Source organism: Streptomyces sp. NPDC001709 (assembly GCF_053596375.1).
The window spans coordinates 34,795-59,540 of record NZ_JBSFGB010000046.1 but is presented as its reverse complement, the minus strand read 5'-3'; the positions used below and the strand labels follow the sequence as shown (position 1 = coordinate 59,540).

Below are 24,746 nucleotides of genomic sequence, written 5' to 3'. Positions count from 1 at the left end.
TCAGCCCCAACGAATACGAACGCCGACACCACGCGGCTAAGCTCACGCTCGCCGCATGATCAACGAAGCGTGTCCACCATCACGGGGGAAGGCCCGAGGCCCGCCTCACACTCGGAGTCGCAGCCGCCCGCATGGGCGAGATCGAAGAGGCCATCGGCATGGGCACCAAAGCCCTGGAAGCCGACCGCAAGTCCCTCCCGTCCCTGCTTTTAGTCGCTGACGAACTGGACAAGGAACTCAGGTCCCGGTACCCCCGCGAAGCCGCTACCCGCGACTTCCACGAGCAAGTCATGACCATCAAACGCGGCGCCGACAGGCCAGAGCTCCCATTCTGACCAGGGTCACGTAGCTGGGTAGGACTCCGCTTCAACAGGCAAGGGTGTCCAAGCCTTGTCATGGCTGGCCGAGGAAGCGGGGCGGGACTGGCCCGAGTTGCACCACATGCGAGTAGCGCGGCGGGAGACCGCCATTCATCGTGGAGTTCAGTCAGCATCACGGTCGGGTGCTGGCCGGCGCCCTGGTTGTGAGGAGAGTGCACCGCGCTGCAATGACAGGACACGATCTCGGTCACCCACCCCGAAGTCGTTGTGTTGTGGTCCACCCACCAAACCGTCGTTGACTCCAACGATTCAGCGGCCCCGGGGCAGCGAAGACGCGGCGATCCGTGCTCATGAGTGAGGTTGAAACCACTCTGAAGGACCACCTACAGATGAGCGAGCGAGGCCCTCACGGAGTGGTGCATGGCCTGCCAGGCACCCAAGGTGCGCCGTACCTCCGCTTACCGTCTGCGTTCACTCCTGCTGGTCTGAGTCGGAAGGCGTCGGCACGACGGCCCCCGTAACGGCGTCCAGCGTGATCACGCTGCTGGTGGGGGCGGCCGTGGACTGCGCGGGGGGACGGAGTTGCCGTGTTCCGGGGGCGCCTGATTGAAGCTTCCAGAGTGCCGCGTACAGGCCTCCGCGCCGTACCAGGCCGTTGTGGGTGCCCTGTTCTGCGACGCGGCCTGCTCGGTCGAGGACGTAGATGCGGTCGGCGTCACGGACGGAGGAGAGACGATGGGCGATGACGATCAGGGTGTGGTTGCGGCCGAACGCCTGGAGGGCCTGCTGGATGGCCGCCTCGGTCTCGTTGTCGACCGCGGAGGTGGCCTCGTCGAGGATGACGACCGGAGGATCGCGCAGGACGGTGCGGGCCAGGGCGATGCGCTGGCGCTGCCCGCCGGACAGGGCGGCGCCGCGTTCACCCACCAAGGTGGCGTAGCCGTCGGGCAGGGCGTTGATGAAGCAGTCCGCGCCGGCGGTGCGGGCGGCGGCGACGAGCTGGTCGTGCGTGGCGTCGAACGTGCCGTAGCGGATGTTTTCGGCGATCGTGGCGTCGAACAGGAACGGTTCCTGGGAAACGTACCCGATGGCGTGGCGCAGGCCGGGCAGGGAGAGCTCGCGGACGTCAGCGCCGTCGAGCAAGACCCGTCCCTCCTCCGCGTGGCGGAAACGCATCAGCAGTTTCGCGATGGTGGTCTTGCCCGCACCGGTCGGGCCGACGATCGCGGTGACCTGCTTCTCCGGGATCCGCAAGGACAGGTCACACAGCACGGGCGGACGCCCGGGGTAGGCGAAGCTCACCTTCTCCAGTGCGATCGTCCCGGTGACCTGGCCAGGGATCAGCGATGCGCCTGTCGTGGCGGATTCAGCGGCCAGGGCGTGGAGGCGCTCAACGCGCTCGAACGCCGAGAGGGTTCGCCGGTACTGGTCGGTGACGGGGCCCAGCCTCGACAACCGCGACAGTGTCATCCCCGGCATCTCGATCAACGGGCTGAGTACCGTGGCCGACATCTCGCCCCGGAGTACGGCGCGGCCGCCGATCAGCAGGGTGGCCGGCAACGCGGACATCACGCTGGCGCGCACGATCTGCGTCTGGACCACGGAACTGCGAGCGGTGCGGCGGTTGGCGTCGCAGTAGGCCTGGCTGAGCTCGGTCATCTGGTCGGCTTCGTGGTCTTCGGTGCACGAGGCCTTGACGGTGGTATTCGCTTGCAGGGTGTTGGTGACGTGGCTGCTCATCTGTGTTCGGCGCTCGCCGGAGAGAGCATGGCTGGTGACCGCGCGGTCTTGGTAGCGGAAGGAGAGCCAGGCCATCAACGGGATCAGCGCGAACGCCACCCACGCGACCTGTGGAGCCAGCAGCAGCAAGGCGGGCACCAGGAGAGCGACGCTGGTGGCCAGCTGCGCCGCCTCGTGGGGCGCGGTCTCGATGAAAGCTCCGATCTGGTTGATGTCTTCTGTCAGCACGGAGGTGACGCGGCTGGTGCGTTCTCCTTCCAATTCGGCCGGTGCGAGACGTTGGACGCGCGCATACGTGCGGGTACGCCAGTCGTGCTCAACCGTCTGTCCGAGGCTCTGCCATGCGGTCATGGCTCCGCAGGTCAATGCCGCAGCAGCCCCAGCAGCCAGTGCAGTGCCAGCGGCGAGGAACAGCAGCTGGGGGCCGACACCGATGATTCCCAGGCCGGCCAGGGCGGTCGACTCACCGCGGATGAGCAGCAGCAGGGCCGAGGAAAGGAGCACGAAAAACGACGTCTCAACAATCTGGGCAGACACCGACAATGACGCTGCCAGTGACGCTTTCCGCTTGTGTGGGCCCAGGAGGCGCGTCAGAGGGTGCCTGCGGTCTGCATCGGCAGCGGGACGTTGCGCGTCTGGCGAGCGGTGCCATGCCTTTCTGACGATGGCCACGGTAGCCGCAGTGGCCAGGCCGAGACCGGCCAGGGGACGCGTCACCAGGTTCACGCAGAACTTCCCGCACCCGACGAACAGCGTCGTCGCGGCAGCCGTGACGAGCATCGTGGCGCGCCGCTTACGCGGAGCACCGAGGTTCGTGCGGTGGCGGGCACCACCGCTGTTGCCGCTTGCTGGCCGAGGCACCGCTGGACGAGCCGGTGTGAGGGCCGACCGGTCCTCGGGTCCTTCCTGCGTGCCGTCGGTTGGCTGTGCGAGCGCGACGGCAACGTAGGCCGCGGCCCGACGGATCGTTAGTGCGACCTGGGCCGGCGCCAGGCCCGGCTCGTGGAGGACGAGCACGCGGCCGGTGACGGGGTTGGCACGTGCGTGCTCCACGCCTTCAGCCGCCCGCAGAGTGCTCTCGAGGCGCCGGGCCAGGACGGGGTTCCCGTACAGGCCTGGTACCTGCCAACGTTGCCGACCCGGCAGGACTGACGTGGCGCGCAGGGACGCGCCGGTGGGACGGCGCCGCCTCCTTGTCTCGGTGGCGGGCGGAGCCAATAGCATTGACATCGGGAAGATCACCGGATTTCAGGGCCGTGCCCAGACCCCTGCTCCTCCCACTGGGAGCGGTCATGCGGAAGTCTGCAGGCGTCTTGAGTGATGGATTGAGACCGGGAAGCCAACAGGCTGGGCGGGGCCCTGTGGAACCCGCGGAGACGATCGCGGAAGGCTAGGACGGAACAGGCGCCGAGGGGCGAGCGGCGAGTCCTCGTGGCCCGGGCAGGACGAGCGCCCCGTCCGTGACGAGCATGAAGAGCTCCAGTCCTGGCACGAAGACGTTGAGCACGGCCAAGTGCTCGCTGACGTACCGCTCCCGTGCCCACGCGGTGAAACCGTGGGCGGCCAGACGGTCCAGCAGCAAGGCCAGGTGCCCGTCCGGGGTATCGGGGGCCTCCGTGTCGGCGAACGGCCGCAGGTCGACGTCGTCACCGCGCGCCGAGAAGTCGGCCAGGTGACAGCGGTGCAGCCGGGGATGTGCGCTCGTGTGGTCCTGGCGTGGCACCACCAGATCGGGAGCGCCCTCGGCGATCGCGTGGATCTGGATCAGCTCGCTCAGGGCCCGCTCGACGGCGTACCGGGCGGACAGCGAGGCACCGCAACCGCGGACGCGGCACGGGGTTCCGGGCTCGGATGGGATGTAGGCCCAGTAGGCGGGAACACCCAGGTCCGTGGTCATCTCCAGCAGCCACACCGGCCGCCCGGTCCGCTCCTGGGCCGCGGCGTGCAGGGCGGCCAGGTCGGGGGGCAGGGTCGTGGGATCGATGACTGGCAGCGGAGCCGGCGTGTCGGTGAGGAGCTGGGAGACCAGCAGCAGGGACATGGCGTCCCGTTCGATGATCTCGTTGATGGCGTGGACCGCCGCTTCCGTGGGGGTCGTGCCAGCGGCCCAGCCGTTGTTGCAGGAGTAGCGGCATACAGTGCGGTAGTTGTAGGTGTCACCACACGCGGCGCGCACGGCGGCGTGTTCGTCCCCGACGTAGTCGGGCATCGACATGAAGACCGGCAGGGGTCGTTCGGTGCCGTCCGTCAGGGAGCGGTAGGGGAAGCAGGCCAGGGGCGCGTCCGGGCCCTCGGCGAGGAGAGCCAGTGCGGCGTCCCGCGAGACGTCCGCGACGATGACGGCATGACTGGAGCACAGCACGAGGGACTCGGGCTCGGGAACGCCGCTGCTGAGGTGGTGCTCCAGGGCTTCGAACAGAGCGCCGACCTTCGCAGCGGGCTCCGGCCCTTTCCCCGAGCCGGTCCCTCCGGGCACGGGCGCGCCGCCGCGGAACAGCGTGCATCGCCACGGTCCGGCGGCGTCAGAAACCGGCTCCATCTCGAAGCTCAGGCCGAGCTGTTCGGCAGCGGTCAGACCATGCTGCCAGGCCCGGACCAGGGGGATGCTCCGCTCACCGAGCTGAGGAACTTGGGAATCACCGGAGAACACTGATGTGAGCCTTTCTGCAGAGGGAGGACAAGGGGGCGGTGCTGTCGGCCAGAAGGACCGACAGCACCGACTTGGTGAAGGAGAAGGGCGGTCCCTACCGCGTTTCCGCCTCTTCCTCCACCTCCTCGAGCACCTCCTGCTCGTGTGCGGTCAGCACCGGCTCTTCCTGAGCGCGAAAGTTATAGTCGTGAGCACCCATGGCTTTTCTCCTCGCTGTTATGCGCGCAGAAGCAGGAGCGCATGCTGCCCACATCCGCGCGAGGGGGGACGCCCGGCACTGGCTCCGACACACGCCGGCGCCCCGGGCACGAACAAGCGTGCCCACCAAGCAACCGCCCCGCCCACCAACACCAGCGAAGATCACCTCCACGGAGGAGAGGCTCAGGACCAAAGGGCCCCGACGAGCATGGCACTCGCCCAGGCCGCGCCGAGGCCGTACGCAACGCTCGCCGGCGAGTCCGGAGCCGCGCCGCTTCCGCGCGGAGGAAGGTCCCACCCGCCCGCTGGCCCGTCACGCAGAAGGTCGGCGCTTGCCCCGCCGTGCCAGATCCGTGCCAGACAGGAAGGGGTGATCATGGTCACCAGCGAACGCTCATGGTCGACCAACGAAACGGCCCACGGTCTGCGTTTCAGCAGGCCATGGGCCGTTTACTTCCGTGTGGCGGCGGCAGGGCTCGAACCTGTGTAGGCATACGCCGACAGATTTCAAGATTGCTCAAGCGGGCTGACTCGACTGCTGAGACCACTGCCACACGGCCACTCGGCCTGACCGACCGGAGAGGTGGCGGCCAGGGATCGCCACCGAGCTAAGACGTTTTGCAGCTGCCCGACGCCGAAGGCAGCGCAGGGGCGCCGGGTGCCAGATCCGGTGAATACCGACCTGCCTCAGAGAGCATCTTTCGACGGCGTGATCGGAGTGCCAGACTTACGGCATGGAGGCAACACAGACCACGGGAAGTTGATCCACTCGTCGGTGCGCTTCCAGACGTACTCGCACTTCACGAGGGAGTGGGACTTCTCATAGATCACCGCGGAGCGCACCTCGGCGACGGTGTCGAGGCAGAAGTCGCGCACGAGCTTCAGCGTCTTGCCGGTGTCCGCGACGTCGTCGGTGATCAGCACCTTCTTGTCGGAGAAGTCGATGACGTTGGGGACGGGCGCCAGCATGACCGGCATCTCCAGGGTCGTCCCCACGCCCGTGTAGAACTCGACGTTCACCAGGTGGATGTTCTTGCAGTCGAGGGCGTACGCGAGCCCGCCCGCGACGAACACTCCACCCCGGGCGATGCTGAGCACGATGTCGGGCTCGTACCCGTCGTCGGCGACGGTCTGCGCCAGCTCACGAATGGCGGCGCCGAAGCGCTCGTAGGTCAGGTTCTCCCGTACGTCACTCATGCTGCTGCCGCCCTCACACCTGGGTCCGATGGAAATTGACGTAGGAACGCGAGGCGGTCGGCCCGCGCTGCCCCTGGTAGCGGGAGCCGTAGCGCTCGCTGCCGTAGGGGGACTCGGCGGGCGAGGTCAGCCGGAACATGCACAGCTGCCCGATCTTCATCCCCGGCCAGAGCTTGATGGGAAGCGTGGCGAGATTGGACAGCTCCAGGGTGACGTGCCCACTGAAGCCCGGGTCGATGAACCCGGCGGTGGAGTGGGTGACGAGCCCCAGCCGCCCGAGCGAGGACTTCCCCTCGAGCCGCGAGGCGAGGTCGTCGGGAAGCGTGATCACCTCGTACGTGGAGGCCAGCACGAACTCCCCGGGGTGCAGGATGAACGGCTCGTCGCCTTCCGGCTCGACCAGCCGGGTCAGGTCGGGCTGCTCGACCGAGGGGTCGATGTGCGGGTACCGGTGGTTCTCGAACACCCGGAAGTACCGGTCCAGCCGCACGTCGATGCTCGACGGCTGCACCATGAATTCGTCATAGGGATCGATCCGTACCCGCCCGGCGTCGATCTCGGCCCGGATGTCCTTGTCTGAGAGAAGCACGTAGCGAGGATACGCAAGGCGCGCGGAGCCGTAACAATCGTGATGACTCCGCGCGCCCGGTAACTGATCGTGTCGTTTGTGCTACTGCGTCTTCCGCGCGCGTCTTCCGCGACCGCTTCCTCTACTGCCGCTGCCGCCGCTGCTAGCGCTTCTCCAGGGCGACCGGCACCACACTGCGGAGCCGGGCGCACCGGGGACACCTCATGAGCCGGCCGGGGCCGAGCCGGTCGGCCTGCTGCATCGGGAACGAAGCGGCGCTGAAGACGTGCCCGTCCGCACAGCGGACGACGGTGCGTTCCATCAAGTCCCTTAAGTCCCTTCCCCAAGAGCCTCGTCGGGCGTACCACCCTGACGACAAAAGCCACATTACGGGATCAAAGAGACGACCCTCCAGGCGGCACTCCGGCCTCCCCCGACCCCTCCGCCAGGCCTCCACGGTACGCCCCAACTCACCCCAGCCGCAGCCGGATCCCGCCCCTGAAACAGACTCAGACCCCAGGGCCTGAGCACCAGGGGTCTGCGATGATGTACAGTGAGCAAGCGTACGGACGAGGACTCCGCGAGGATCATGTCCGACTTACGCGGGTGTAGTTTAATGGTAGAACATCAGCTTCCCAAGCTGAGAGCGCGAGTTCGATTCTCGTCACCCGCTCCATGAGAAACCCCAGGTCGGTGGCCTGGGGTTTATTGCTTGTCTAGACCACTTTCGGGGTGCCGTACACCGGAAGGGGCACCGAAGGGTGATCCCTGATGGCGCGTCCAGCCAATCATCTCGAATAGTGAGACGCATTTTCTGTGACCTGCGTCCCTTAAAGGCATCGAGGTGGTGAAGTCGCATACACAAAACGCCAGTTCGCGCCGCGTCGGCGACGCCCTGCGGTGCCGATCACTTGCACACCTGGTGCCCTCTCCTGCGTGGCAGCGGTCTTCTTGGCAGGCGGCAGAGCATCGGTCATGGCGTCGCGGCTCTGTTCCTCACACCTTCTCGGCCAGTACGCGGGGATGCCCGGCTGTGAGCAGACCGATGTCCTCGGCGTCGGACGTCAGGATCGTCACCCGGCCGGGATGCTGCAGGGCGGTCGCGCACAGCATGGCGTCGATGGCGTACTTGTGACCGTGCAGCCCCGCAGCCCGCAGCAGGGCAGCGGCGGACTGCGCAACCGTCTGGGTCACCGGCTCTACGCGCAGCCGGGACAAGGTCCACTTCAGCGCGGCGTCGTTGATCTTCGGGTGGATGACCTCGACGAGGACTGCGGCCGACGTGATGACCGGTAGATCAGCGCCACGGGCAGCTGTCAGCCACTCGTGCACCTCACGGTCCCGCTGCACCGCCTTCGCCAGGCCCTCGCTGTCCAGGACCAGGGCACCGCTCATGCGGCCGCCCCGGCATCCGAGGTCCCGCCGGTGAGCCGGGCTCGCTTGGCTGCCACCGCCTCCGGGTCGGCCGGTCCGTGCACCTCGTCGAAGTCGGCGATCAACTCGTCAAGGTTGTCCCGCTCGATCTGCCGCTGCGCCGCCGCCTCCAGGTACGCCGAGACGCCCCGCTTACCGACCCGCTCACGGATCGCCTGCAGGGTGCCGGCGGTCAGGGTGACGGAGATACCACTGGTGGGCCCGTCACCGGGCAGGAAGTCCACGTCGTCAGCCATGACACCAAGTATGCCATTGAAAATGCTATTGCGAGCGATGTGATCTCCGACGGGTGGGTTGTGCTCAGGCGGGCCGGGTCGGGGCTCGTAGTTCGACCTTGTAGCCGCCCTGTGGGGTGGGTTCGGCGGTGAAGGTGCCGTCGAGCAGTTCGGCGCGTTCTTTCAGGCCGATCAGGCCGTGCCGGGCGCTGGGCAGGGCGACGGACGGGCGGGTGGGGGCGGTGTTGGCGACGGTGACGCCGAAGTGCTGCGCGTCGTGCCACAGACGCACCTCGGCGCGGGCGCCGGGGGCGTGCTTGCGTACGTTGGTGAGGGCTTCCTGGACCGTGCGGTAGACGGTGCGTTGGGCGGTCGTGCTGATGCCGGGCGGGAGCCCGCCGGTCAGGGTGGTCTTGATGCCGCTGTTGGCGATCAGTCGCTGGAGGTCGGCGAGGGTGGGCTGGGGGGTGAGTTCGCTTTCCTTGCCGCCGGAGGCGCGCAGCAGGGTGACCATGTGGCGGAGTTCGTCGAGAGTGTTCACGCTCAGGGTGCGGATGGTGCGTGCGGCGTCACGGGCGTCGGGGTCCTTGGCGGCGACCTGCAGGGCTCCGGCCTGTACGGCGATGAGACTGACCTGGTGGGAGACGACGTCGTGCATCTCGCGGGCCAGTTGGGCGCGTTCCCGGGCGAGGACGGTCTGGGCGTACAGGGCGCGTTCGTGTTCGCGGGCCTCTTCGACCTCGACGAGCTGGCGGGCCACGTCGTGTCTGGCCTGGACGAGCTGGCCGAACAGGATCGGGGCGAAGGCCGTGGCCAGCGTGTAGACGAACTGGACGAGCGTCCAGGTCTGGTCGCCGCCGGAGAACGTGTCGGACAGGGGCCAGGCGAGGGTTCCCGCCGCCGCGTTCAGCAGGGCGCAGCCGGCCAGCAGCGGGCGGTTGCGAGTGCGCGTGGCCAGTGTGTAGAGCGCGGCGATCGGCGCGACTGCCACGTCCATGAACAGGGTCATGGGCAGTGTCAGCAGGAAGACGGTCAGTGGAAGGCGTCTGCGCAGGAACAGTCCGGCGCAGCCGAGGGCGGCGCAGGCCCATATGAACGGTGTCGCCTCACCGTAGAGGTTGATCCAGGTGTCGAGCGCGGCGAGCACGACGAGGCCCGCGTCGACGGCCCAGGGCGGCACCCGCCGCCACAGTGCCTGGCCCGTGCTCATCGCCCGTTGTCCTGTGCCGTGTGGGCGCCGTCGTCGCCGAGCAGCCCCGCCCGCTCCGCGAGGAGCGCCGCCTGCACGCGGCTGGTGACCCTCAGCTTGGTCAGGATCGAGCTGACGTGGTCCTTGACGGTGCCCACGCTCAGATGGATGCGGGTGCCGATGTCGGCGTTGGACAGTCCTTGGGCGATCAGGACGAGGACGTCACGTTCGCGGTCGCTGAGCAGGCCCACGCGCGCCACGTCCGCGTCCTGGGGCGCGGCCGCCCCCGGATGGCTGCGCAGCAGGGCCCGCGAGGCTTTCGGGGACATCACCACCCCGCCCGCGGCCAGCGTGCGGACCAGTTGGGCGAGTTGTTCGGGCTCGGTGTCCTTGAGCAGGAAGCCCGCGGCTCCCGAGCGCAGCGCGGTCAGGATGTACTCGTCGGTGTCGAAGGTGGTCAGCATGGCCACGTGCGGCGGTGTGGGCAGCGTCTGGATCTCCCGCAGGACGGTCAGGCCGTCCACGTCCGGCATCCGGATGTCGAGGAGTACGACGTCCGGGTGCTCGCGCCGGATCACGTCGGCGGCCTGTGCTCCTTCCGCGGTCGCCACGACGTGGATGCCGTCGGAGGCGTTCAGGATCAGTTCGAACCCGGACCGCACCAGCGCCTCGTCGTCCACCACCACTACCCGGATCACCGGCGTTCCGCCTCACACTCGTCCGCTCTGTCCATCTTCTCGGCGACCCGTACGCCCGCATCGGGCATCGGGGCGTCCACGTACTGGTACGGGTTTCACCTGCTGTCGACCGTACGTCCTGCGAGGCACGCGGTGGCGTGGCCGCTGTGGACACCCGCCACCCGGCAGGCCGGTTCCAGCCGTTCGGGGGGGGAGGGTTCCGGCCCGTCGGCGGGTGGGTGGGCGAGGCTCGGCGGATGGCGTCCGTGGTTGCCGTCCGGTGGGATCAGTCCGGCGTCCGCCCGAGTCTGCGGGCGTCAGCCTGTCCCAGCGGTGCGGACGGATGTACCCGTACAGCGCCTTGAGCGTCTCGCGGGCGCGCAGGGACTCGGCACCCGTCGCGCTTGGGGCGGATGCGGTGTTCACAGGCACGGGCGGCCGAGCCGGAGCCTCAGTGGACCAGTGAGGCCGCCCGCGTGGCGAGGATGTGCACCCCTGCTTCGTAGAACTCAGGACGGACGACGAACAGGATGCAGGCGCCCGCCGCCAGCGTCAGGCCGAGAAGTTCCAGCAGCCCGCCCCGGCCAGGTGTGGCGGCACGGCCCGGCACGTCGATGTCGGCCGACGCCCCGAGGGTGGTCTCGTGCTCCTTGTCGCGAACATGCCGTGTCATGCCTCCAGCCTGGACACCCGGCCGCTCTTCGCACATCCGGCGACTGTCGGGTCCGTCCCCGCCGAGTGGCTGGGGAAGACCGGCCTGGGGTGGTAGCCGTCGGGGTCGCGAGGCGGACGCGCCGCAAGCACGGCAGCACCGCAAGACATCGCAGCACCGCATGACACGACAGCACCGCGAGACACGCAGGACCGCCAGGCACAGCAGTTCCGCGTGGTGACGACCCGTGGGTCCGGCTCGTTGGTCTTCAGGGAGCCCGGGCCGCCGGCAGCCGAGGGGGGCGGGCCGGTCACTCGATGAGCTGGAAGTCCGAGGCGTGGGGAGCCGAAGCGCCCCGTCGGCGGACCTGCGCCTGCCGGACGTGGCGGAAGGCGATCCCGCACACGAACGATGCCACGAAGCCGTTGCCGCCCACCACGAAGCCGACCGCGCCGACAGGCTGGAACCCACCGTCTGCGCGCTCACAGGCGGCGGGCCGCGCGCAGCCCTTGTGCGTAGTAGCCGTCACCGTCGAGCCGTGAGGTACCGCCCTTGTCACCCATGGTGGGGCCGCCCGCGTTCTTCCGGCTGGAGATGAAACGCGGGTGGTCGGCGGTGTCCAGGCCGAGGTAGATACCGATGTGGCCGATCCGTCCACCGGGCAGCTCCCGTGTTCCGAAGAAGACCAGGTCGCCGGGCTGGAGCTGCTGGATGACGGCGGGGCGACGGTCGGTGAGGGGGATCACGGGTACGCCGAGCCGCCCGTGGGCGATCGCGTCGGGGGTCCGCTGCAGCCCGCTGCCCGCCGGGCTGTCCCTGCTGTTCAGCGGGAACCCCGAGCGGTATCCGTACACCAGCCGGACATAGCCGGAGCTGTCGACGGAGCGCGCGCGGTCCTTCTCGGGGCGGCGGGTGACCGCGTCGGGGAAGGTCCAGGGGATGCCCAGGTAGTCGTAGAAGTCCGAACCCGTGCGCGGCTTCGACTTCCCTTGCCGAGCACGCCCGGAGTCGCTGGTGGTGCCGGGTGTGTAGCGGGCGGCACCGCTGTAGGTGACTCCCGCAGCGGTCTTCCGGGCAGGGGCACCGGCGATGTAGTCGAAGGCCGTGGCGAGGATGTCGGGGTCGCGGCTGCCGAGCCGGGACCCGAGCCAGGTCTTGAACCAGTCGCTCTGCTCCGCGCCACGGGCCCATGCCTTGGGCAGCACCCGCACCCAGTCCTTGGTGACGACCCGGGCATCCGTCGCACGCGGCTCCGCGAAGGTCCTGCTGGGCCCTGTCAGTACGGCCGTACGGGCGCCGTCGGTGAACGTGGCGATGACGGTGCCGTGCCGGTCGCGGGCGACCGTGCGGGCGGGGTTGCCGATCCGCTCGAAGTGCAGCGGGCCGCTCCTGGCCGGGATTCCGGCACCCGGTGCTGCCTGTGCTGCCGGGGGTGATGCCTCCGGATGGTCGGCGCGGTGCCTGAACTGCACCGTCAGCACGCAGCTCGCCGCGAGCAGGACGGCTGTCACCAGGAACAGGGCCGCGTTCCTGGGCAGGGAGAACCTACGGATTCCGGGCAGGAGGCGTTTCACTGGTCAACTCCGATGGGCGGGAGGGAGAGAGGGCGCCGCATGTCGGGGAGGGGGCGGCTCATGTCGTGGGCAGGGCGCCCAGCAGCAGCCCGGACACCAGAATCACGTAGGTGGCGAACGTGACCGTGCTGGTGGAGAGGACCGTCGCTGTCTTGGGCTGCCTCTCAAGCTGGTAGGCGATGAGACCAGGGACGATGAACCCGAGGGCCTGATGGGCGAACAGCAGGGGGAACTGCTGCTGGAGCAACAGGGAGAGCCCGGCCTGGAGCAGGACACCGGTGAGCACGACGGCGGCGAACAGCCGCTTGCCGTAGAGGATGACGAAGCGCTGCAGCAGCTTGGTCAGCAGGTAGGTCAGGCCTGCCACGCCCGCGACCATGGCGGCGCGCCGCAGATCGTCGACGAGGGTGAGGGCGAGCCAGCCGGGGGTGATCATGCCGCCCGGCGACAGGTTCGTGGTCAGGTAGCACAGGAGGGAGAACACCAGACCGAGTGCGATGCCGATGGCGGCGATCTGCGGGGTGACTACTGCGGGGATCAACGGGGTTCTCCATGGGAGGGGCTGGGGTGGGCGCCGGACGATGTGAGGGCTTCGCTCGGGTCGGCGGGGCCGGCGGCGGCGTCGGGATGGTCGGGCGCGAGTGCCGCGAGCCGCTCGAGGAGGAGTTCGCCCTGGCCATGGATGTTGCCGATGGCGACGAGCGAGGAGTGCTGCCCCAGGTGAGCGAGCAGATCCGTGGTGAGCCGTTCGGGGTCGCGGCGGTCGCCACCGAGATCGACGACGTTCCCGGTCCAGTGGGCGGGTATGGCGTCGGCAGCCGACTTGGTGGGATGGCCGATGAGGAACACCGTCTCCGGGTCGAGCTCGGGGATGAGCGCGCCCATCTGCCCGTTGCGCTCCACACGGTCGGGACGGCAGTTGATGACGACGTGCAACGGACGCTGGATCGCGCCCAGTTCGAGCAACTGCTTGATGTTCATCGCCGTGGACTCGGGGTCGTTGGCGGCGAAGACGTTCGCGAATCGCAGCCGCTTTCCGTCAGGGGTGCGGTACCGCTCGACGGACAGCACACCCGGGTCCGGTGGCGCCTCGTACATTCCCTTCAGCGCGGTCGCGCGGTCGACGCCGAGCAGCCCGGCGACCGCGAGTGCGATGGCGACGTTCTCCTTGAAGGTGAACCAGCTGAAGCCGCGCAGTTCCTCGTCGGTGACGGTCTCCGGGTCGGCGTAGATCAGCTCGCAGTTCCGGGCGTCGGCCTCCTCCTGGAGGACGGGGAAGCGTTCCTTCTCCGCGGTGACACAGACGCCGCCCTCCGGCAGGGACCGGCACAGGGAGCGGGCCACGTCGTCCAGCGTCGGGCCCATCTCGGCGAGATGGTCCTCACGGACGTTGCACAGCACGCCGATGGTGGAGCGGATCAGCTTGGACTGGTTGATCTCCTGGAGCGCGGGCATGACAGCCATGCACTCCATGACCAGCGCGTCCGGCTTGTACGCGGCGGCGCGCCGGACGATGCCGATCTGCTCCACGACGTTGGCGATGCCGAACTTGCGGTAGACCGGCTCCTCGGTGGCATCGGGATGGATGAACCGGGCAGCGGTGCCCGTGGTCTTGGCGACGGTCACCAGGCCGCTGCCGCGCAGCGCGCCCGCGCACAGCCGGGTGATGGAGGACTTGCCGCGAATGCCGTTGACCAGCACTCGGGTGGGTATGGCGGCGAGGTTCGCGTCATGGCGGCGCTGTTCGACAACACCTGCGACGAGCAGGCCGACGCAGCACGCCGCGAGCACGCAGTACAGGAAGAGCACGGCGGGTCAGCTCCTCGGACCGGGGCCGGACGGGGACGTGGAGGGTGTGGGCGGCGCCCCGTCCGGGGAACCGGGCGCGGGCGGTGCGTCGGTGCGAGGGAGTCGCTGTCTGATCAGTTCGAGGCTGCGGGCGAGGGATCCCACCTCGTCGTGGTAGCGCGGGTAGAGCACCGTTGTGCGGTCCCCGGCTGCCAACGCCTCGGCGCGCTGGGAGACTTCACGCAGCGGACGTACGACGACGAGGTACAGCCAGCCGAGGCAGAGGGCGCCCGTGGTCGTCCCCAGCAGACCGACGAGCATGATCCGCCGCTGTGCCTCGTACTCGGGCAGGCCGATCCAGAACACCGGCCTGATCGAGGCGACCTTCCAGCCGAGTGCGCTCGCGACTCCCAGCTTGTCGTCGAACGGCGCCACGGCGGCGACCGCCGGATTCCTCCAGCCGAGCAGCAGCTCGGCGGAGCCCTTGGTCGTGCGGACGGCCTCCAGCTGGGCCCGCAGCCGGCTGTCGGAGACCCGCTCGAAGGCCACGAACCCCTTGTTGGACGCGATGACCCGATGCGCGGAGTCCACCAGCCACACCGAGCCGAGACCGGGTCGGCTGAGGATGCCGACCAGGTACTGGACCTTGAACTCGCCCACGACATAACGGCGTCCGGAACCGACCTGCGCACCCTCGGCCGGCTGAGCGGCCACGGCGGCGAGCACCGGTTCCGTGCCGGAGGTGTTCGTCTGCACGACCCCGGGCCTGATGCGGACTCTCTTCGGGGTGCGGGGTTCACCGCCGGCGCGGACGAGGATCTTGCCGGTGCCGTCGACGACGTACAGGGACTGGTATCGGCCGTGCTGCTCCAGGGATCTGTCGAGGACCTTGCGCGCCTCCTCCGGCCGGGAAGCGTCGATCACGTTGGTGAGATGGGCGAGATCCGCGTATCCGTCGTTGATCCCCCTGCGCACGCGATCCGCCGTCGTCTCGGTGCGGTGCCGCTGGTCATCGGTGATCAGTCGCGGTACGACCGCAGCTGGATGCGGCCACGTGCTGCCGAGCGTCAGCAGCATCGACGCGGGCCAGGCCAACAGAGCGAACGCGCACGCCACAAGGACGGTGCGCAGTCCGAGCCGACGCCGGCCCTTGCCGGTCCCGGGCAGAACACGCCCCTTGGCCGGTACCCGCGCGACCGTCTGCTGCGACGGGCAGCCCTTGCCGCGGAGTTGAAGGCGCAGTGCCTCCAGAGCGGCGCCGACCCGGGCAGGTTCCCCGAAGCGGGGCACGTGGACGGGAGCCGCGAGGTCGCCCGAGCCGAGCCTGTGCGCTTCGCGACGCAACCGCAGCACAGGCCGCTGCACCACCGCGTGGAGGACGGCGGTGACCCCGGCCGCGAGGGCCAGGAGCACGGCCGCGGCAAGGAGGGCGAGACGAAGGTCGCCGGTCCCTGCCCCATGACGCTCGGTTCGCACCGTCGTGACGACCGTCAGTCCGAGTGCACTGCTCGGACTCCCTTTCGTGGCAAGCCCCCGGGCCACTGCGGCGTACCCGACGGCGGTACGGGTGTTGCCGTCCGCTGTCCCGACGAGACTGCCGCTCGGACCGTCGAAGCCGCCGGCGGCGGCGGTGTCCGACGGTCCCTTGCGCCGCGCCTCGCGGGCGGCGGTGCCGGCCAGCGCCTTGGCCCGGTCGGTGCCGGATCCCGGCCCGGCCGAGGTGAGAGTGGCCCCGTCACGGTCCACGATGTCGAGCGTGTGATTCCTGCCGACGGAGATGCCCGGCAGCTTCAGGCTCTGCGAAGCGACGAGCAACTCCTGCCTGCCGCCTTGCGACAGCGTCGCGAAGACCAGCAGCCGGGTGACGCCCGAGTCGTCCCGCACCAGCCGCGGAGGCGGGTTCGCCGGCAGTTCACGAAGGTCCACCTTCCCGAGCGGTACGGCCTCGCCCTGCGAGGCGAGCAGCCGACCGGTGGACAGGTCGACGACGGCGGTACCGCGCCACTTGCGGTAGGCCCGGTCGAGGCGGGTCAGCATTCCGTCCGCCGATAGGGACGTGGAGCCACCGAAGTCCGCGGCCGCTGCCCGCAGATCGGTGACGCTCTGGTCGACGGCGCCCTGCAGCGCCACCGCCCCGTCCTCGGCGACGTGCTGCTGGGAGCTGAGGACGGCCTCGGGAACGCCCCGTTCGGCATCGCTCCCGACGGCGAACACCGTCAGGCCCGCGACGAGCGCCAGCAGAACCGGCAGAGCCGCCAGTGGCGGCCGCACACCTCCCAACACAGCCATGTCCGCCCGACGCCGAGCCGGGCCCCGCGTGGATATCGGGGATCGAGTGGTGGTCAAGAAGCATCCTTCCCGAGCTCTGCCAGAAGTTCTTGACCTGCCTGACGACGGGAATGCTTCGCCGGTTTATCTGGGAGCTGTGACGGTACTCACCCACTGGCGATAAAGCACCGCATCATGCATTGCAGAAGGAGCCGCACCACCCACCTGACCTGCGATTTTGTCAGATTCCCGAAGCAGATCCGATGGCTCAAATACGCGGTTTGCCGCGCTTGTGAAAATGGTGAATTAAAGCTTCACAGAATGCGAACAAATCCCGAAGAGCTGCCTGTGGGCGAGGCGATAATCGCCCGCAAGGATCATGTTGCATTTCTTCTGCCTTGCCCATCCCTCAGTCGGCTGCTGCACCCCCGCCGATCGGCGGGGAAGACTCTGGATCTTCGCGGCAACCTTTTCGGCCTCTCGGACCACTCAGTGGTGTCCGGCCAAGTGGTCCGGTCAGACGCAACGGCTGAAAGAGAGCGCAGACATGCCCCCTGAACGACAGCACAGACATGCCCCCAGCCCACCCACGACATCGATGGCGTCCCGCGGTGGTGGCCCGAAGCATCGTGGCCGTCGGTTGCTGGCGCGTCGGGGTTTCTGGGCGGGCCTCGTCATGGTGGTCGTGGCCGGCTCCGCCGTCGTGGTCAGCCAGGCTTCGGCGCACCAGTCCCTGGATCTGAAGAAGTGGTACGTGCTGGTCAACCGCCACAGCGGCAAGGCGCTGGACGACCGCGGCTTCGCCACGAACGACGGCGCGGCGGTGGTGCAGTGGGCGCGCCACGGCGGGGCCAACCAGCAGTGGCGGTTCATCGACGCGGGTGACGGGTACTACCGGCTGCAGAACCGGAACTCCGGCAAGGTGCTGGACGACCTCGGCTGGTCGAAGACCGCCGGCTCCGCCATCGTGCAGTGGAAAGACCTGAACGGCACCAACCAGCAGTTCAAGCTGGCCAAGTCGTCGGACGACCACGTGCGTTTGATCAATCGCTTCAGTGGCATGGCCGTCGGGGTCCACAACTCCGCCAAGGCCGACGGGGGCGACGTCGTCCAGGACCGCGACCGGGGCGGCGCCGATCAGCAATGGCAACTCGTCCCGGCCGGGAGTGTCGGCACGCAGCCGTCGTCTCCCACGCCCGGTGACGCCGGCTCGACGACACGCTTCATGGGCAGCAGCAGGGTGCTCATCGGCGGCTCGATGTCCGACGCCTCGGCGGCCGCCGCGCCGTTCGACATGCGCTACGCCTACGTGCACAGCCAGCCCGCGCCCTCGTCGGACTACTACTCGGCAGCACGCTGCCACGACGAGTGGTCGGGCTGGTGGGGCTGCTGGAACGGCAGCACCACGGCGCCCGGCACTTACGTGACCTGGCGGGACACCGTGGCGGCCCACGCGACGTACAAGGGCAGCCCGCGCCCGCAGAAGATGCTCTGGACCTGGTACTCCTTGCGCGACCTCGGGGATGCGGCAGGCGAGGGCGACGGTCCGGGCGAGGTCAAGGCCATCAACCGGCTCGACCTGCTCACCCGGTACCTGAACGACTACCGTTTCTTCCTCCAGAAGATCGGCACGTCGCACGACGCGATCGACCTCGAACCCGACTTCTGGGGCTACGTCCGGTCGCTCGGCGATCCGCACAAGGTTCCCGCACAGGTCTCGGGCGCCAACCCGACCGATTGCGGATCGCAGGAGAACAGCGCCGCCGGACTCTCCCGCTGCCTGATCTCGATGGCGCACAAGTACGCGCCGAACACCGCCGTGGGGATGCACCTTTCCTGCTTCGACTGGCAGACCAACACACAGGCATGCGTCAAGGACTACGCGAACCTCGGGGCACAGAACGCCGACTTCCTGGTCACCGATGTGTCGGACCGCGACGCAGGCTGGTACGCACAGCCGGCCCACGGCGGCAGTGACCACTTCTGGACCGACCAGAAGGCCGCCGCCGCGCTGCAGTTCTACAAGACGATGGCCGAGTCCGTGGGCAAGCCGGTGGTCCTGTGGCAGATCCCCGTGGGCAACATGGCGCAGAACAACACCCTCAACCATTACAAGGACGACAAGGTGGACTGGTTCTTCGCACACATGGACCAGGTGGCGAACGCCCATGTCGCCGGCCTGTTCTTCGGTCCAGGGCAGCAGGAACAGACATCGGTCGAGTCCGACGGCGGAAACCTGATCCGCAAGACGATCGCCTATGACAACTCGGGCGGTACAGCGCTCAAGTAGGCGAAGGTACGGATGCGCCCCCCTCGCTCTTCGAGGGGGGCGCATCCGTCTTCTTCGTCGGGGTGGGTCAGCGCTGCAGGGTGAGGACAGCCGGCCGCCACGGCAGTTGGTCGTAGGGGCCGCTCGCTGTCGGGGACTTGCCCTGGTAGAGGAACTGCAGGTGGCAGGGGTCGATGGTCATGGTCTGGTCGGGGTTGTTGCGGACCAGGTCGCCGTGGCTGATGTCGTTGGTCCAGCCGGCACCGCTGTTGGCCTTGCCGGCGAAGGGGTTGCTCTCGCCGGCGGCCTGCGGGGTCCACGAACCGTTCAGGCTGGAGGCCGTGAACGAGCGGAAGTAGCGCTGCTCGTTCGCACCCCGCGCCTCGACGATCATGAGGTACCGGTTCTGGCCCTGGACCTTGTAGACCTGCGGCGCCTCGAACAGGTTCTTCACGGTGTCGCTCATGACCGTCGTGTAGGACGAGCCGAAGCTGCCCGGGAAGTTCCCGATCGGCATGCTCGCCCGGTAGATCTTGCCGTTGTCACCGGCGAAGAACAGGTACATGTTCTGGTCGTCGGCGATCAGGGTCTGGTCGATCGGTCCGGTGGAGGATTCGGTGCGAGGGATGCTGCCGGTGAACAGCGGCTGCGGCGCGGACCAGCCGTCGGGGTTGGTGGGGTCGCTCGACGTGCGGTAGACGAAGGGCCATGCACCCCACTGGTACGCCAGCACCCAGATCTTCTTGGGCGCGAAGTAGAACAGGGTGGGCGCAACCGCCTTCTGGCTCATCCCGGTCTGGCCGGCCGAGGCCATGTCCGACCAGTTCGTGAAGGGCCTGAACATCATCGAGCCGTACGACGATCCCGTCACGTTCGAGGCGTAGACCAGGTGCTTGCCGTTGTACGTCACGGTGGTGAAGTCCTTCAGCGCGCCCCAGCCGTTCGCCGGCTGCGCCAGCGCACCCGTCGACGTCCACCGGTATGTCGACGGCAGAGCACACGTGCCGCCCGCCGGCGCAGGCGCCGGGGTCCTGAAGTTCCAGTGCTGGTTGGCACCGCCGCCGTTGGAGTCCCAGATCTGGACGGGGGTGCCGTTGGCGGTCTTGCCTCCGGGGGTCTCCAGGGCTCGACCGCTGGCGACGTTGGTCAGCGTGTAGGAGCCGTCGCTGTTCCGGCCGGCCCGCCAGTGCTGGTTGGCGCCTCCGTTGGAGTCCCAGACCTGCGTCCTCGTCCCGTTGCCGGTCTGGTCGCCCGGCTCGTCCAGTACCCGTCCGCTGGCGACGTTGGTCAGCGTGTAGGAGCCGTCGCTGTTCCGGCCGGCCCGCCACTGCTGGTTGGAGGCACCGCTGGCGTCCCACACCTGGAGCGGGGTGCCATTGCCGTTGTATCCCGCGGGCTCGTCGAGAACGCGTCCGGCGGCCACATCGGAGAGCGTGTAGACGGTGCCGGAGGTGATGTCCCCGCCCGGGGTGCCGCCGCCGCTGCTGTCGCCCAGGGCGGTGAGCACCGCGTTGTAGGCGGGCTTCTTGTTGCCGCCCGCGTCGAACAGCAGCGGGTTCTCACCGGTGCGCCAGGAGTCGCTGTCGCGGATGCCCCACACCGTGATGCCCGTGCAGCGAGCGACGTTCATGCACGCCTGGACGGCGCTTGCGTACGCCGTCGGCGACGCCTGGGCGATGTCCAGCTCGGTGATCTGGACGTCCACGCCGAGCGCGGCGAACTTGGACAGAGTGGCCTGGTAGTTGGTCGGCGGGCCGCCTGCGCCGAAGTGGCTCTGGAAGCCGACACAGTCGATCGGTACACCGCGCGACTTGAAGTCCTTCACCATCGCGTAGACGCCCTGAGTCTTGGCGTCGGACCAGTTCTCGATGTTGTAGTCGTTGTAGCAGAGCTTGGCCGAGGGGTCGGCTTTCCGGGCCGTGCGGAACGCCTCCTCGATGAAGCCGTTGCCCAGCACGTCCTGGAAGACCGAGCTGCGGTGCTGACCGCTGCCGCCGTCGGCGAACGCCTCGTTGACCACGTCCCAGGCGTAGATCTTGCCCTTGGAGTGGGTCATCTCGGTGGTGATGTGGTTGTCCATCACACTGCGCAGAGTGTTGGCGTCGGTGATGGACTTGACCCAGCCGGGCAGTTGGGAGTGCCACACCAGGGTGTGCCCGCGCATCCGCTGGCCGTGCGCGGCGGCGTGGCCCACGATCGAGTCGGCCGGGCCGAAGTTGAAGGTGCCGCGGGAGGGTTCGACGGTGTCCCACTTCATCTCGTTCTCCGGGGTGATCATGTTGAACTCCCGGTCGAGAATCGTGGAGTACGCCGAGTCACCGAGCCTGCCCGAGGACACCGCCGTACCGAAGTAGCGGCCGCTGCCGGCCGCCGCACCGGCCAGGGTCGGCGTGCGGGCATTCGGCGTGTGTGCGGCCAGGGCGACCAGCGGCACGGCAGCACCCGCGCCGGCGAGAACCACGGCGGCGGCGAGCACGCGACGGGTAGCCGGACGGCGGCGATGAGAGCGGTTCTGTTCTGACGACGGCATCTGATCTGACAACGGCATGTCCTTCTGGCGCAACGGGCCGTGATCCGGCCCTGGTTACCCGCCAGTTGCCGCCCCGCGCACAAAGGTTGCCGCGATCGGGGGAAGAATTTTCACGGCCGCCGTCACCGTGTGCCGCGAGCCGGTGGCCGACCCCGCAACGCCTCGCCGCACACGGCGTTCACCGGGTCGGGACGAACCCTCCCCGGACCGACGCGGAGCCGTCCGAATCCTTCGCGTCGACGCGGTAGCCGTCGCCCGCGGCACTGCGCACGCCGGTGGCGTGGTTGAACTGGGCGGCGAACTCATGGCTTCCGGCCGGCACGGTCAGGCCCGGCTTGAGGACCCAGCGGTAGACCAGGGTGCCGTCGGCCTCCTGGGCGGTGACGGTGAAGTCAGCACTCGGCAGGGTCTGCCAGGTACCGGTGTTCTTCACCCCGCCGGTCTGCACGATCCGCATCTCGATCGTGAGCGAGGTGAGCGGCCGGGTCGTCTTGAGGACGAGGTTGCTCTGCGTCCAGTAGACGGTGCTGTGCGGGTCCACCGAGCCGGCCGACGACAGCGCCCCGTTCTGGCTCTCGCCGGCGGCCGGCGATGGACTGGTGGTCGGCGGACTCGGACGCGAGCTGCCCGGGGTGGTGACCGGAGCCGGCACGACAGGAGTGGGGCGGGCCGATGTCGGTGGCGGGGAGCTGACGGCCGGGGACGGGGTGGCAGGCTCGGTCACGTGGGCCGACGGCGACGAGTGCGCGACGATGGCGGCGACGGCGAGGCCGCCGGTCGCCAGGATGCCGACGGCGGCGAGCCCGGCGAGCGCGACCCTGATCCCAGACCTCGCGAACGGCCGCGCGCGGTGACGGACGGCGGGGCCGGCCATGCCGCGTTGCACCCGGGCCAGCATCCTCGCGCGGTCGGGCCGGTGGGCCTCGGCGGCCTCACGCAGCCGACGGGCGATCTCCTCGTTCACCGGTTCCTCCTCCCTGCCACCAGGTCCCCGGCCGCTCGTGCGCCCAGTATCCTTTCCAGCTCGGCCATTCCCTTCGAGGTCTGGCTCTTCACCGTGCCGACCGAGATGCCCAGCGCCACCGCCGTGTCCTTCTCCGACAGGTCGAAGGCGTGCCGCAGCACCACGCAGGCACGCTTGCGGAACGGCAGCCGGGCGAGCGCCGCGCGGACGTCCAGCACGGCCGCCACGTCCGGCCCCTCCACCTTCTCGGGGCTGCGGGACCAGAACAGCGTGATCCGGAGTCGCTCGCGCACCGCGCTGCGGATCCGTCCCCGCGCCAGGTTGGCCACCACACCGCGGGCGTAGGCGAGCGGGTGGTCGGCCTGCCGCAACCGGTCCCAGCGCTGCCACAGGGCGACCAGGGCATCCGCCGCGAGGTCGTCCGCCGCGTCGGTCTCGCCGGTCAGGAGGTGTGCCAGACGGGCGAGTTCGGCATAGTGGCGTTCGAAGAATTCGTGGAACTCCGCGGACGCGTCATCGAGGAGCATCCCCCGCCCTCTCCTGGCAATGATGTGCGCGTTAGTTGCGCGTTTAACAATGGGGGCGCAGCCTAACAGTGCCCGGCCCGGGATTCGAACGGCGGTCGCACTCGGTTGCGGGCCGGTGAAGGCTGACCGGCGGGCTGGTCAATGCCGGGCGAACTGGACGCCGGTCGGCTGCGCGAGGTCCGGCTTCACGGCGATGACAGGAAGTAGTTGATCGGGAGCCGGCCCACCGACAGGTCGGCGAGCTTGGCGAACGCCTGTCGGCTGAGGTCGAGTTGCCCCGGCGCGCAGGGCGACGGGCATTCGTTGACGATCCGTACGGTGACGGTGGCTCCGCCGGCCGCGCGGACCAGCACGTAGACGCCGCACGCCTTGGCCGACTCGTAGTCGGTGACGTTCATCGCCGCGATCATCAGGTCGTCGGACACTCCAGCCGACCCACGACACCAAGGAGGCCGGGCACAATGAGGGGCGGAGAGCCGTGGCTTCCCCTCTCCCCGCGACGCCGTGCCCACAGCGTGCTCGTAAGAGCGGACAACACCGGTCAACAGCGGTGCATCCGACCCCGCACGATCAGCCAAGCGGAGGCATATCTCCGGCATGGCGACGCGCCGCCGGCTCATCCAGCGGCGGAGGTCGCCGATCGCGCTGAGGGCGACTTGCCGTCCGAATTCACGCGCAGCTCCCTCGGCAGCACGGGGCTCACGTCCCCGGAACCAGCACCGTGACGCCGAGTACGGCGCCGTGGTCGGAGAGCAGTCGCCGCTGGACGCGCCGGGCGAGATTCCAGGTACGGTCCGGGTGCTCCCGGCGCACACGGGGAGGGACGACGATCCCGGATACGACGAAGAGTGGCGGTGGTCTCCGCGATCAGCAGCGAGAACCCCGGTCGTCGTGCGTCGGCCGCGAGACGCCGCAGGAAGGCGCCGCGCCCCTGGTTCCACGCCCATGGGCCGTCACCGGACACCTTCGCGTACAGGTCGCCCAGCTCTTGCAGGCGATCCGGTGGCTTCCAGCGGCGACTGCTCTCCACCGTACTCCCAGGCATACTCCCGGCCGGACGCCCGGTCGGGCGGGGTACGCACGGCCGCCCTTGCCCGGCATACCCTTCAGAAGAGGGGTGCCGTGGAAAAACCCCGCAGCCCCGTCATCGTCGCTCGGCGGCTCGGGCAACGACCGCGTTCTGGTGTGTACCCGTCGCCCGCCAGGAGGTCCGTATGGAGCACAATCCCTCGCCCTCCGAGAGTCACGCCGAGGTCCGCATCGTGGCCGCGACCCCGGAGGCCGCCCGGCGCGTGGCCGACGTCCTCCGCCGCTGCTTCGCCTCGACCGAGCAGCGCAGCTACCCCGCCGACCGCGAAGGAGGGACCCGGCTCCATCTCACCCTCGACACCGCGAACGCCGCGGAACCCGCACGGTCCTGGCTCTCGACCAGTACATCGACGGAGCACGCGCAAGCACACGCCGACGAGGTGTGACCCGGGTCCCTGAGGCAGGGGGATCCACCGTCGCGTCCTTGCCCACGCGGCCGTCAACACCTCGGAGAACGACAGCCATGACGAAACTCCGCGAACGCAAGAACAACCGGAAGGCGGTCCTGGAATCCCTGTACCGGGCCGTCGAGCACAACCGCCCCGAGGTCAACGGATCGGTGCTCCGTGCCGAGCTGGACCTGCCCGACGAGGACCTCTCCGCCGCGTGCGTCTACCTGGCGGACGAGGGCCTGATCAACGTGGAGTGGACCTCGCACCGGACCCCGGCCGCCGTCTCGCTGACACACGTCGGCGTCCGCCTGATGGAAGAACTGGAGGAGGAGCAGGAGGAGGAGCGGGAGAGGGCAGAACGGTCGCAGTCGGGCGACTGACCCGCCCGCCTCTCGCCGGCCAGAGAGTAGCCTTGACCGTACCGAGAGCTCCTCGCGCAGCGCTTCCGGCGGTGCCGTTCCCGGCGAGTGACCAGACGGGCAGTCGCTCCACGGCTCCCGGGACG

Annotated in this window: 21 protein-coding genes, 1 tRNA gene and 1 pseudogene; 5 read left to right on the top strand and 18 right to left on the bottom strand. The window is 68.9% G+C overall.

Annotated features, from left to right (window positions below; genetic code table 11):
* The first annotated feature begins 131 nt into the window (after nucleotides 1–131).
* Complete coding sequence (locus ACWC0C_RS40985; protein WP_450869674.1) at nucleotides 132–335, top strand: hypothetical protein; 204 nt, start codon at nucleotides 132–134, stop codon at nucleotides 333–335.
* 456 nt (nucleotides 336–791) lie between these two features.
* Here ACWC0C_RS40985 and ACWC0C_RS40980 read toward each other — a convergent pair whose 3' ends face one another.
* The 5 genes from ACWC0C_RS40980 to ACWC0C_RS40960 all read right to left on the bottom strand — a co-directional run bounded on the left by ACWC0C_RS40980 (nucleotide 792) and on the right by ACWC0C_RS40960 (nucleotide 6,995).
* Nucleotides 792–3,113 carry an ABC transporter ATP-binding protein gene (locus ACWC0C_RS40980; protein ID WP_450869672.1) on the bottom strand — a complete coding sequence of 774 codons (2,322 nt, stop codon included), beginning with the start codon at nucleotides 3,111–3,113 and terminating at the stop codon, nucleotides 792–794.
* A 337-nt stretch (nucleotides 3,114–3,450) separates the two neighbouring features.
* Nucleotides 3,451–4,710, bottom strand: coding sequence for a YcaO-like family protein (locus ACWC0C_RS40975; protein WP_450869671.1), 1,260 nt, complete (start codon nucleotides 4,708–4,710; stop codon nucleotides 3,451–3,453).
* 885 nt (nucleotides 4,711–5,595) lie between these two features.
* Nucleotides 5,596–6,105: a phosphoribosyltransferase gene (locus tag ACWC0C_RS40970; RefSeq protein ID WP_450869670.1), complete on the bottom strand. Its 510-nt coding sequence runs from the start codon at nucleotides 6,103–6,105 to the stop codon at nucleotides 5,596–5,598.
* A gap of 13 nt (nucleotides 6,106–6,118) precedes the next feature.
* Complete coding sequence (gene dcd, locus ACWC0C_RS40965; protein ID WP_449199513.1) at nucleotides 6,119–6,694, bottom strand: dCTP deaminase; 576 nt, start codon at nucleotides 6,692–6,694, stop codon at nucleotides 6,119–6,121.
* A gap of 142 nt (nucleotides 6,695–6,836) precedes the next feature.
* Nucleotides 6,837–6,995, bottom strand: a complete 159-nt coding sequence (locus ACWC0C_RS40960; protein WP_385317517.1) for a hypothetical protein — start codon at nucleotides 6,993–6,995, stop codon at nucleotides 6,837–6,839.
* A gap of 280 nt (nucleotides 6,996–7,275) precedes the next feature.
* On the opposite strand from ACWC0C_RS40960, the gene ACWC0C_RS40955 reads away from it, so the two are divergent.
* Nucleotides 7,276–7,349, top strand: a tRNA-Gly gene (locus ACWC0C_RS40955).
* A gap of 320 nt (nucleotides 7,350–7,669) precedes the next feature.
* Here ACWC0C_RS40955 and ACWC0C_RS40950 read toward each other — a convergent pair.
* From ACWC0C_RS40950 to ACWC0C_RS40910, 9 genes are all read right to left on the bottom strand, one after another.
* Nucleotides 7,670–8,068 carry a PIN domain-containing protein gene (locus ACWC0C_RS40950; RefSeq protein WP_449199514.1) on the bottom strand — a complete coding sequence of 133 codons (399 nt, stop codon included), beginning with the start codon at nucleotides 8,066–8,068 and terminating at the stop codon, nucleotides 7,670–7,672.
* A complete protein-coding gene (locus ACWC0C_RS40945; protein WP_449199515.1) occupies nucleotides 8,065–8,343 on the bottom strand; it encodes a hypothetical protein in 279 nt (92 codons plus the stop codon). The genes ACWC0C_RS40950 and ACWC0C_RS40945 overlap by 4 nt, the downstream gene beginning before the upstream one ends.
* Nucleotides 8,344–8,407: 64 nt before the next feature.
* Nucleotides 8,408–9,532 carry a sensor histidine kinase gene (locus tag ACWC0C_RS40940; protein ID WP_450869667.1) on the bottom strand — a complete coding sequence of 375 codons (1,125 nt, stop codon included), beginning with the start codon at nucleotides 9,530–9,532 and terminating at the stop codon, nucleotides 8,408–8,410.
* Nucleotides 9,529–10,209 carry a response regulator gene (locus tag ACWC0C_RS40935; RefSeq protein ID WP_450869666.1) on the bottom strand — a complete coding sequence of 227 codons (681 nt, stop codon included), beginning with the start codon at nucleotides 10,207–10,209 and terminating at the stop codon, nucleotides 9,529–9,531. The genes ACWC0C_RS40940 and ACWC0C_RS40935 overlap by 4 nt, the downstream gene beginning before the upstream one ends.
* A gap of 430 nt (nucleotides 10,210–10,639) precedes the next feature.
* Nucleotides 10,640–10,861, bottom strand: coding sequence for a hypothetical protein (locus ACWC0C_RS40930; RefSeq protein ID WP_450869665.1), 222 nt, complete (start codon nucleotides 10,859–10,861; stop codon nucleotides 10,640–10,642).
* A 461-nt stretch (nucleotides 10,862–11,322) separates the two neighbouring features.
* Entirely contained in the window at nucleotides 11,323–12,414 is a 1,092-nt protein-coding gene (locus tag ACWC0C_RS40925; RefSeq protein ID WP_450869663.1) for an NlpC/P60 family protein, read from the bottom strand.
* A gap of 58 nt (nucleotides 12,415–12,472) precedes the next feature.
* Nucleotides 12,473–12,955, bottom strand: a complete 483-nt coding sequence (locus ACWC0C_RS40920; RefSeq protein WP_449199521.1) for a poly-gamma-glutamate biosynthesis protein PgsC/CapC — start codon at nucleotides 12,953–12,955, stop codon at nucleotides 12,473–12,475.
* Entirely contained in the window at nucleotides 12,952–14,223 is a 1,272-nt protein-coding gene (gene pgsB, locus ACWC0C_RS40915) for a poly-gamma-glutamate synthase PgsB (RefSeq protein WP_450869661.1), read from the bottom strand. The genes ACWC0C_RS40920 and pgsB overlap by 4 nt, the downstream gene beginning before the upstream one ends.
* A 6-nt stretch (nucleotides 14,224–14,229) precedes the next feature.
* The gene (locus ACWC0C_RS40910; RefSeq protein WP_450869659.1) at nucleotides 14,230–16,473 is read right to left on the bottom strand and encodes a HAMP domain-containing protein; all 2,244 of its coding nucleotides are present in this window, start codon (nucleotides 16,471–16,473) and stop codon (nucleotides 14,230–14,232) included.
* Nucleotides 16,474–17,146: 673 nt separating this feature from the next.
* On the opposite strand from ACWC0C_RS40910, the gene ACWC0C_RS40905 reads away from it, so the two are divergent.
* Nucleotides 17,147–18,760: an RICIN domain-containing protein gene (locus ACWC0C_RS40905; RefSeq protein ID WP_450869679.1), complete on the top strand. Its 1,614-nt coding sequence runs from the start codon at nucleotides 17,147–17,149 to the stop codon at nucleotides 18,758–18,760.
* Between the two features lie 67 nt (nucleotides 18,761–18,827).
* Here ACWC0C_RS40905 and ACWC0C_RS40900 read toward each other — a convergent pair whose 3' ends face one another.
* From ACWC0C_RS40900 to ACWC0C_RS40885, 4 genes and pseudogenes are all read right to left on the bottom strand, one after another.
* A complete protein-coding gene (locus ACWC0C_RS40900) occupies nucleotides 18,828–21,269 on the bottom strand; it encodes a non-reducing end alpha-L-arabinofuranosidase family hydrolase (RefSeq protein WP_450869678.1) in 2,442 nt (813 codons plus the stop codon).
* Between the two features lie 178 nt (nucleotides 21,270–21,447).
* Nucleotides 21,448–22,233, bottom strand: coding sequence for a hypothetical protein (locus ACWC0C_RS40895; RefSeq protein WP_450869657.1), 786 nt, complete (start codon nucleotides 22,231–22,233; stop codon nucleotides 21,448–21,450).
* On the bottom strand, nucleotides 22,230–22,760 hold the full coding sequence (locus ACWC0C_RS40890) for a SigE family RNA polymerase sigma factor (protein WP_449200304.1): 531 nt from the start codon (nucleotides 22,758–22,760) through the stop codon (nucleotides 22,230–22,232). The genes ACWC0C_RS40895 and ACWC0C_RS40890 overlap by 4 nt, the downstream gene beginning before the upstream one ends.
* 188 nt (nucleotides 22,761–22,948) lie before the next feature.
* A pseudogene (locus ACWC0C_RS40885) lies at nucleotides 22,949–23,188 on the bottom strand (RlpA-like double-psi beta-barrel domain-containing protein); the annotation flags it as partial.
* 786 nt (nucleotides 23,189–23,974) lie between these two features.
* On the opposite strand from ACWC0C_RS40885, the gene ACWC0C_RS40880 reads away from it, so the two are divergent.
* Nucleotides 23,975–24,235: a hypothetical protein gene (locus tag ACWC0C_RS40880; protein WP_449200303.1), complete on the top strand. Its 261-nt coding sequence runs from the start codon at nucleotides 23,975–23,977 to the stop codon at nucleotides 24,233–24,235.
* Nucleotides 24,236–24,312: 77 nt separating this feature from the next.
* Nucleotides 24,313–24,621, top strand: coding sequence for a hypothetical protein (locus tag ACWC0C_RS40875; RefSeq protein WP_449200302.1), 309 nt, complete (start codon nucleotides 24,313–24,315; stop codon nucleotides 24,619–24,621).
* Nucleotides 24,622–24,746 lie beyond the last annotated feature (125 nt).

Excerpts from the sequence above, each read along its gene's own strand:
- ACWC0C_RS40985 (WP_450869674.1), top strand. The coding sequence starts at position 132 with ATGGGCGAGATCGAAGAGGCCATCGGCATGGGCACCAAAGCCCTGGAA.
- ACWC0C_RS40970 (WP_450869670.1), bottom strand. The coding sequence starts at position 6,105 with ATGAGTGACGTACGGGAGAACCTGACCTACGAGCGCTTCGGCGCCGCC.
- ACWC0C_RS40960 (WP_385317517.1), bottom strand. The coding sequence starts at position 6,995 with ATGGAACGCACCGTCGTCCGCTGTGCGGACGGGCACGTCTTCAGCGCC.
- ACWC0C_RS40950 (WP_449199514.1), bottom strand. The coding sequence starts at position 8,068 with ATGAGCGGTGCCCTGGTCCTGGACAGCGAGGGCCTGGCGAAGGCGGTG.
- ACWC0C_RS40945 (WP_449199515.1), bottom strand. The coding sequence starts at position 8,343 with ATGGCTGACGACGTGGACTTCCTGCCCGGTGACGGGCCCACCAGTGGT.
- ACWC0C_RS40940 (WP_450869667.1), bottom strand. The coding sequence starts at position 9,532 with ATGAGCACGGGCCAGGCACTGTGGCGGCGGGTGCCGCCCTGGGCCGTC.
- ACWC0C_RS40930 (WP_450869665.1), bottom strand. The coding sequence starts at position 10,861 with ATGACACGGCATGTTCGCGACAAGGAGCACGAGACCACCCTCGGGGCG.
- ACWC0C_RS40905 (WP_450869679.1), top strand. The coding sequence starts at position 17,147 with ATGGTGGTCGTGGCCGGCTCCGCCGTCGTGGTCAGCCAGGCTTCGGCG.
- ACWC0C_RS40900 (WP_450869678.1), bottom strand. The coding sequence starts at position 21,269 with ATGCCGTCGTCAGAACAGAACCGCTCTCATCGCCGCCGTCCGGCTACC.
- ACWC0C_RS40890 (WP_449200304.1), bottom strand. The coding sequence starts at position 22,760 with ATGCTCCTCGATGACGCGTCCGCGGAGTTCCACGAATTCTTCGAACGC.
- ACWC0C_RS40880 (WP_449200303.1), top strand. The coding sequence starts at position 23,975 with ATGGAGCACAATCCCTCGCCCTCCGAGAGTCACGCCGAGGTCCGCATC.
- ACWC0C_RS40875 (WP_449200302.1), top strand. The coding sequence starts at position 24,313 with ATGACGAAACTCCGCGAACGCAAGAACAACCGGAAGGCGGTCCTGGAA.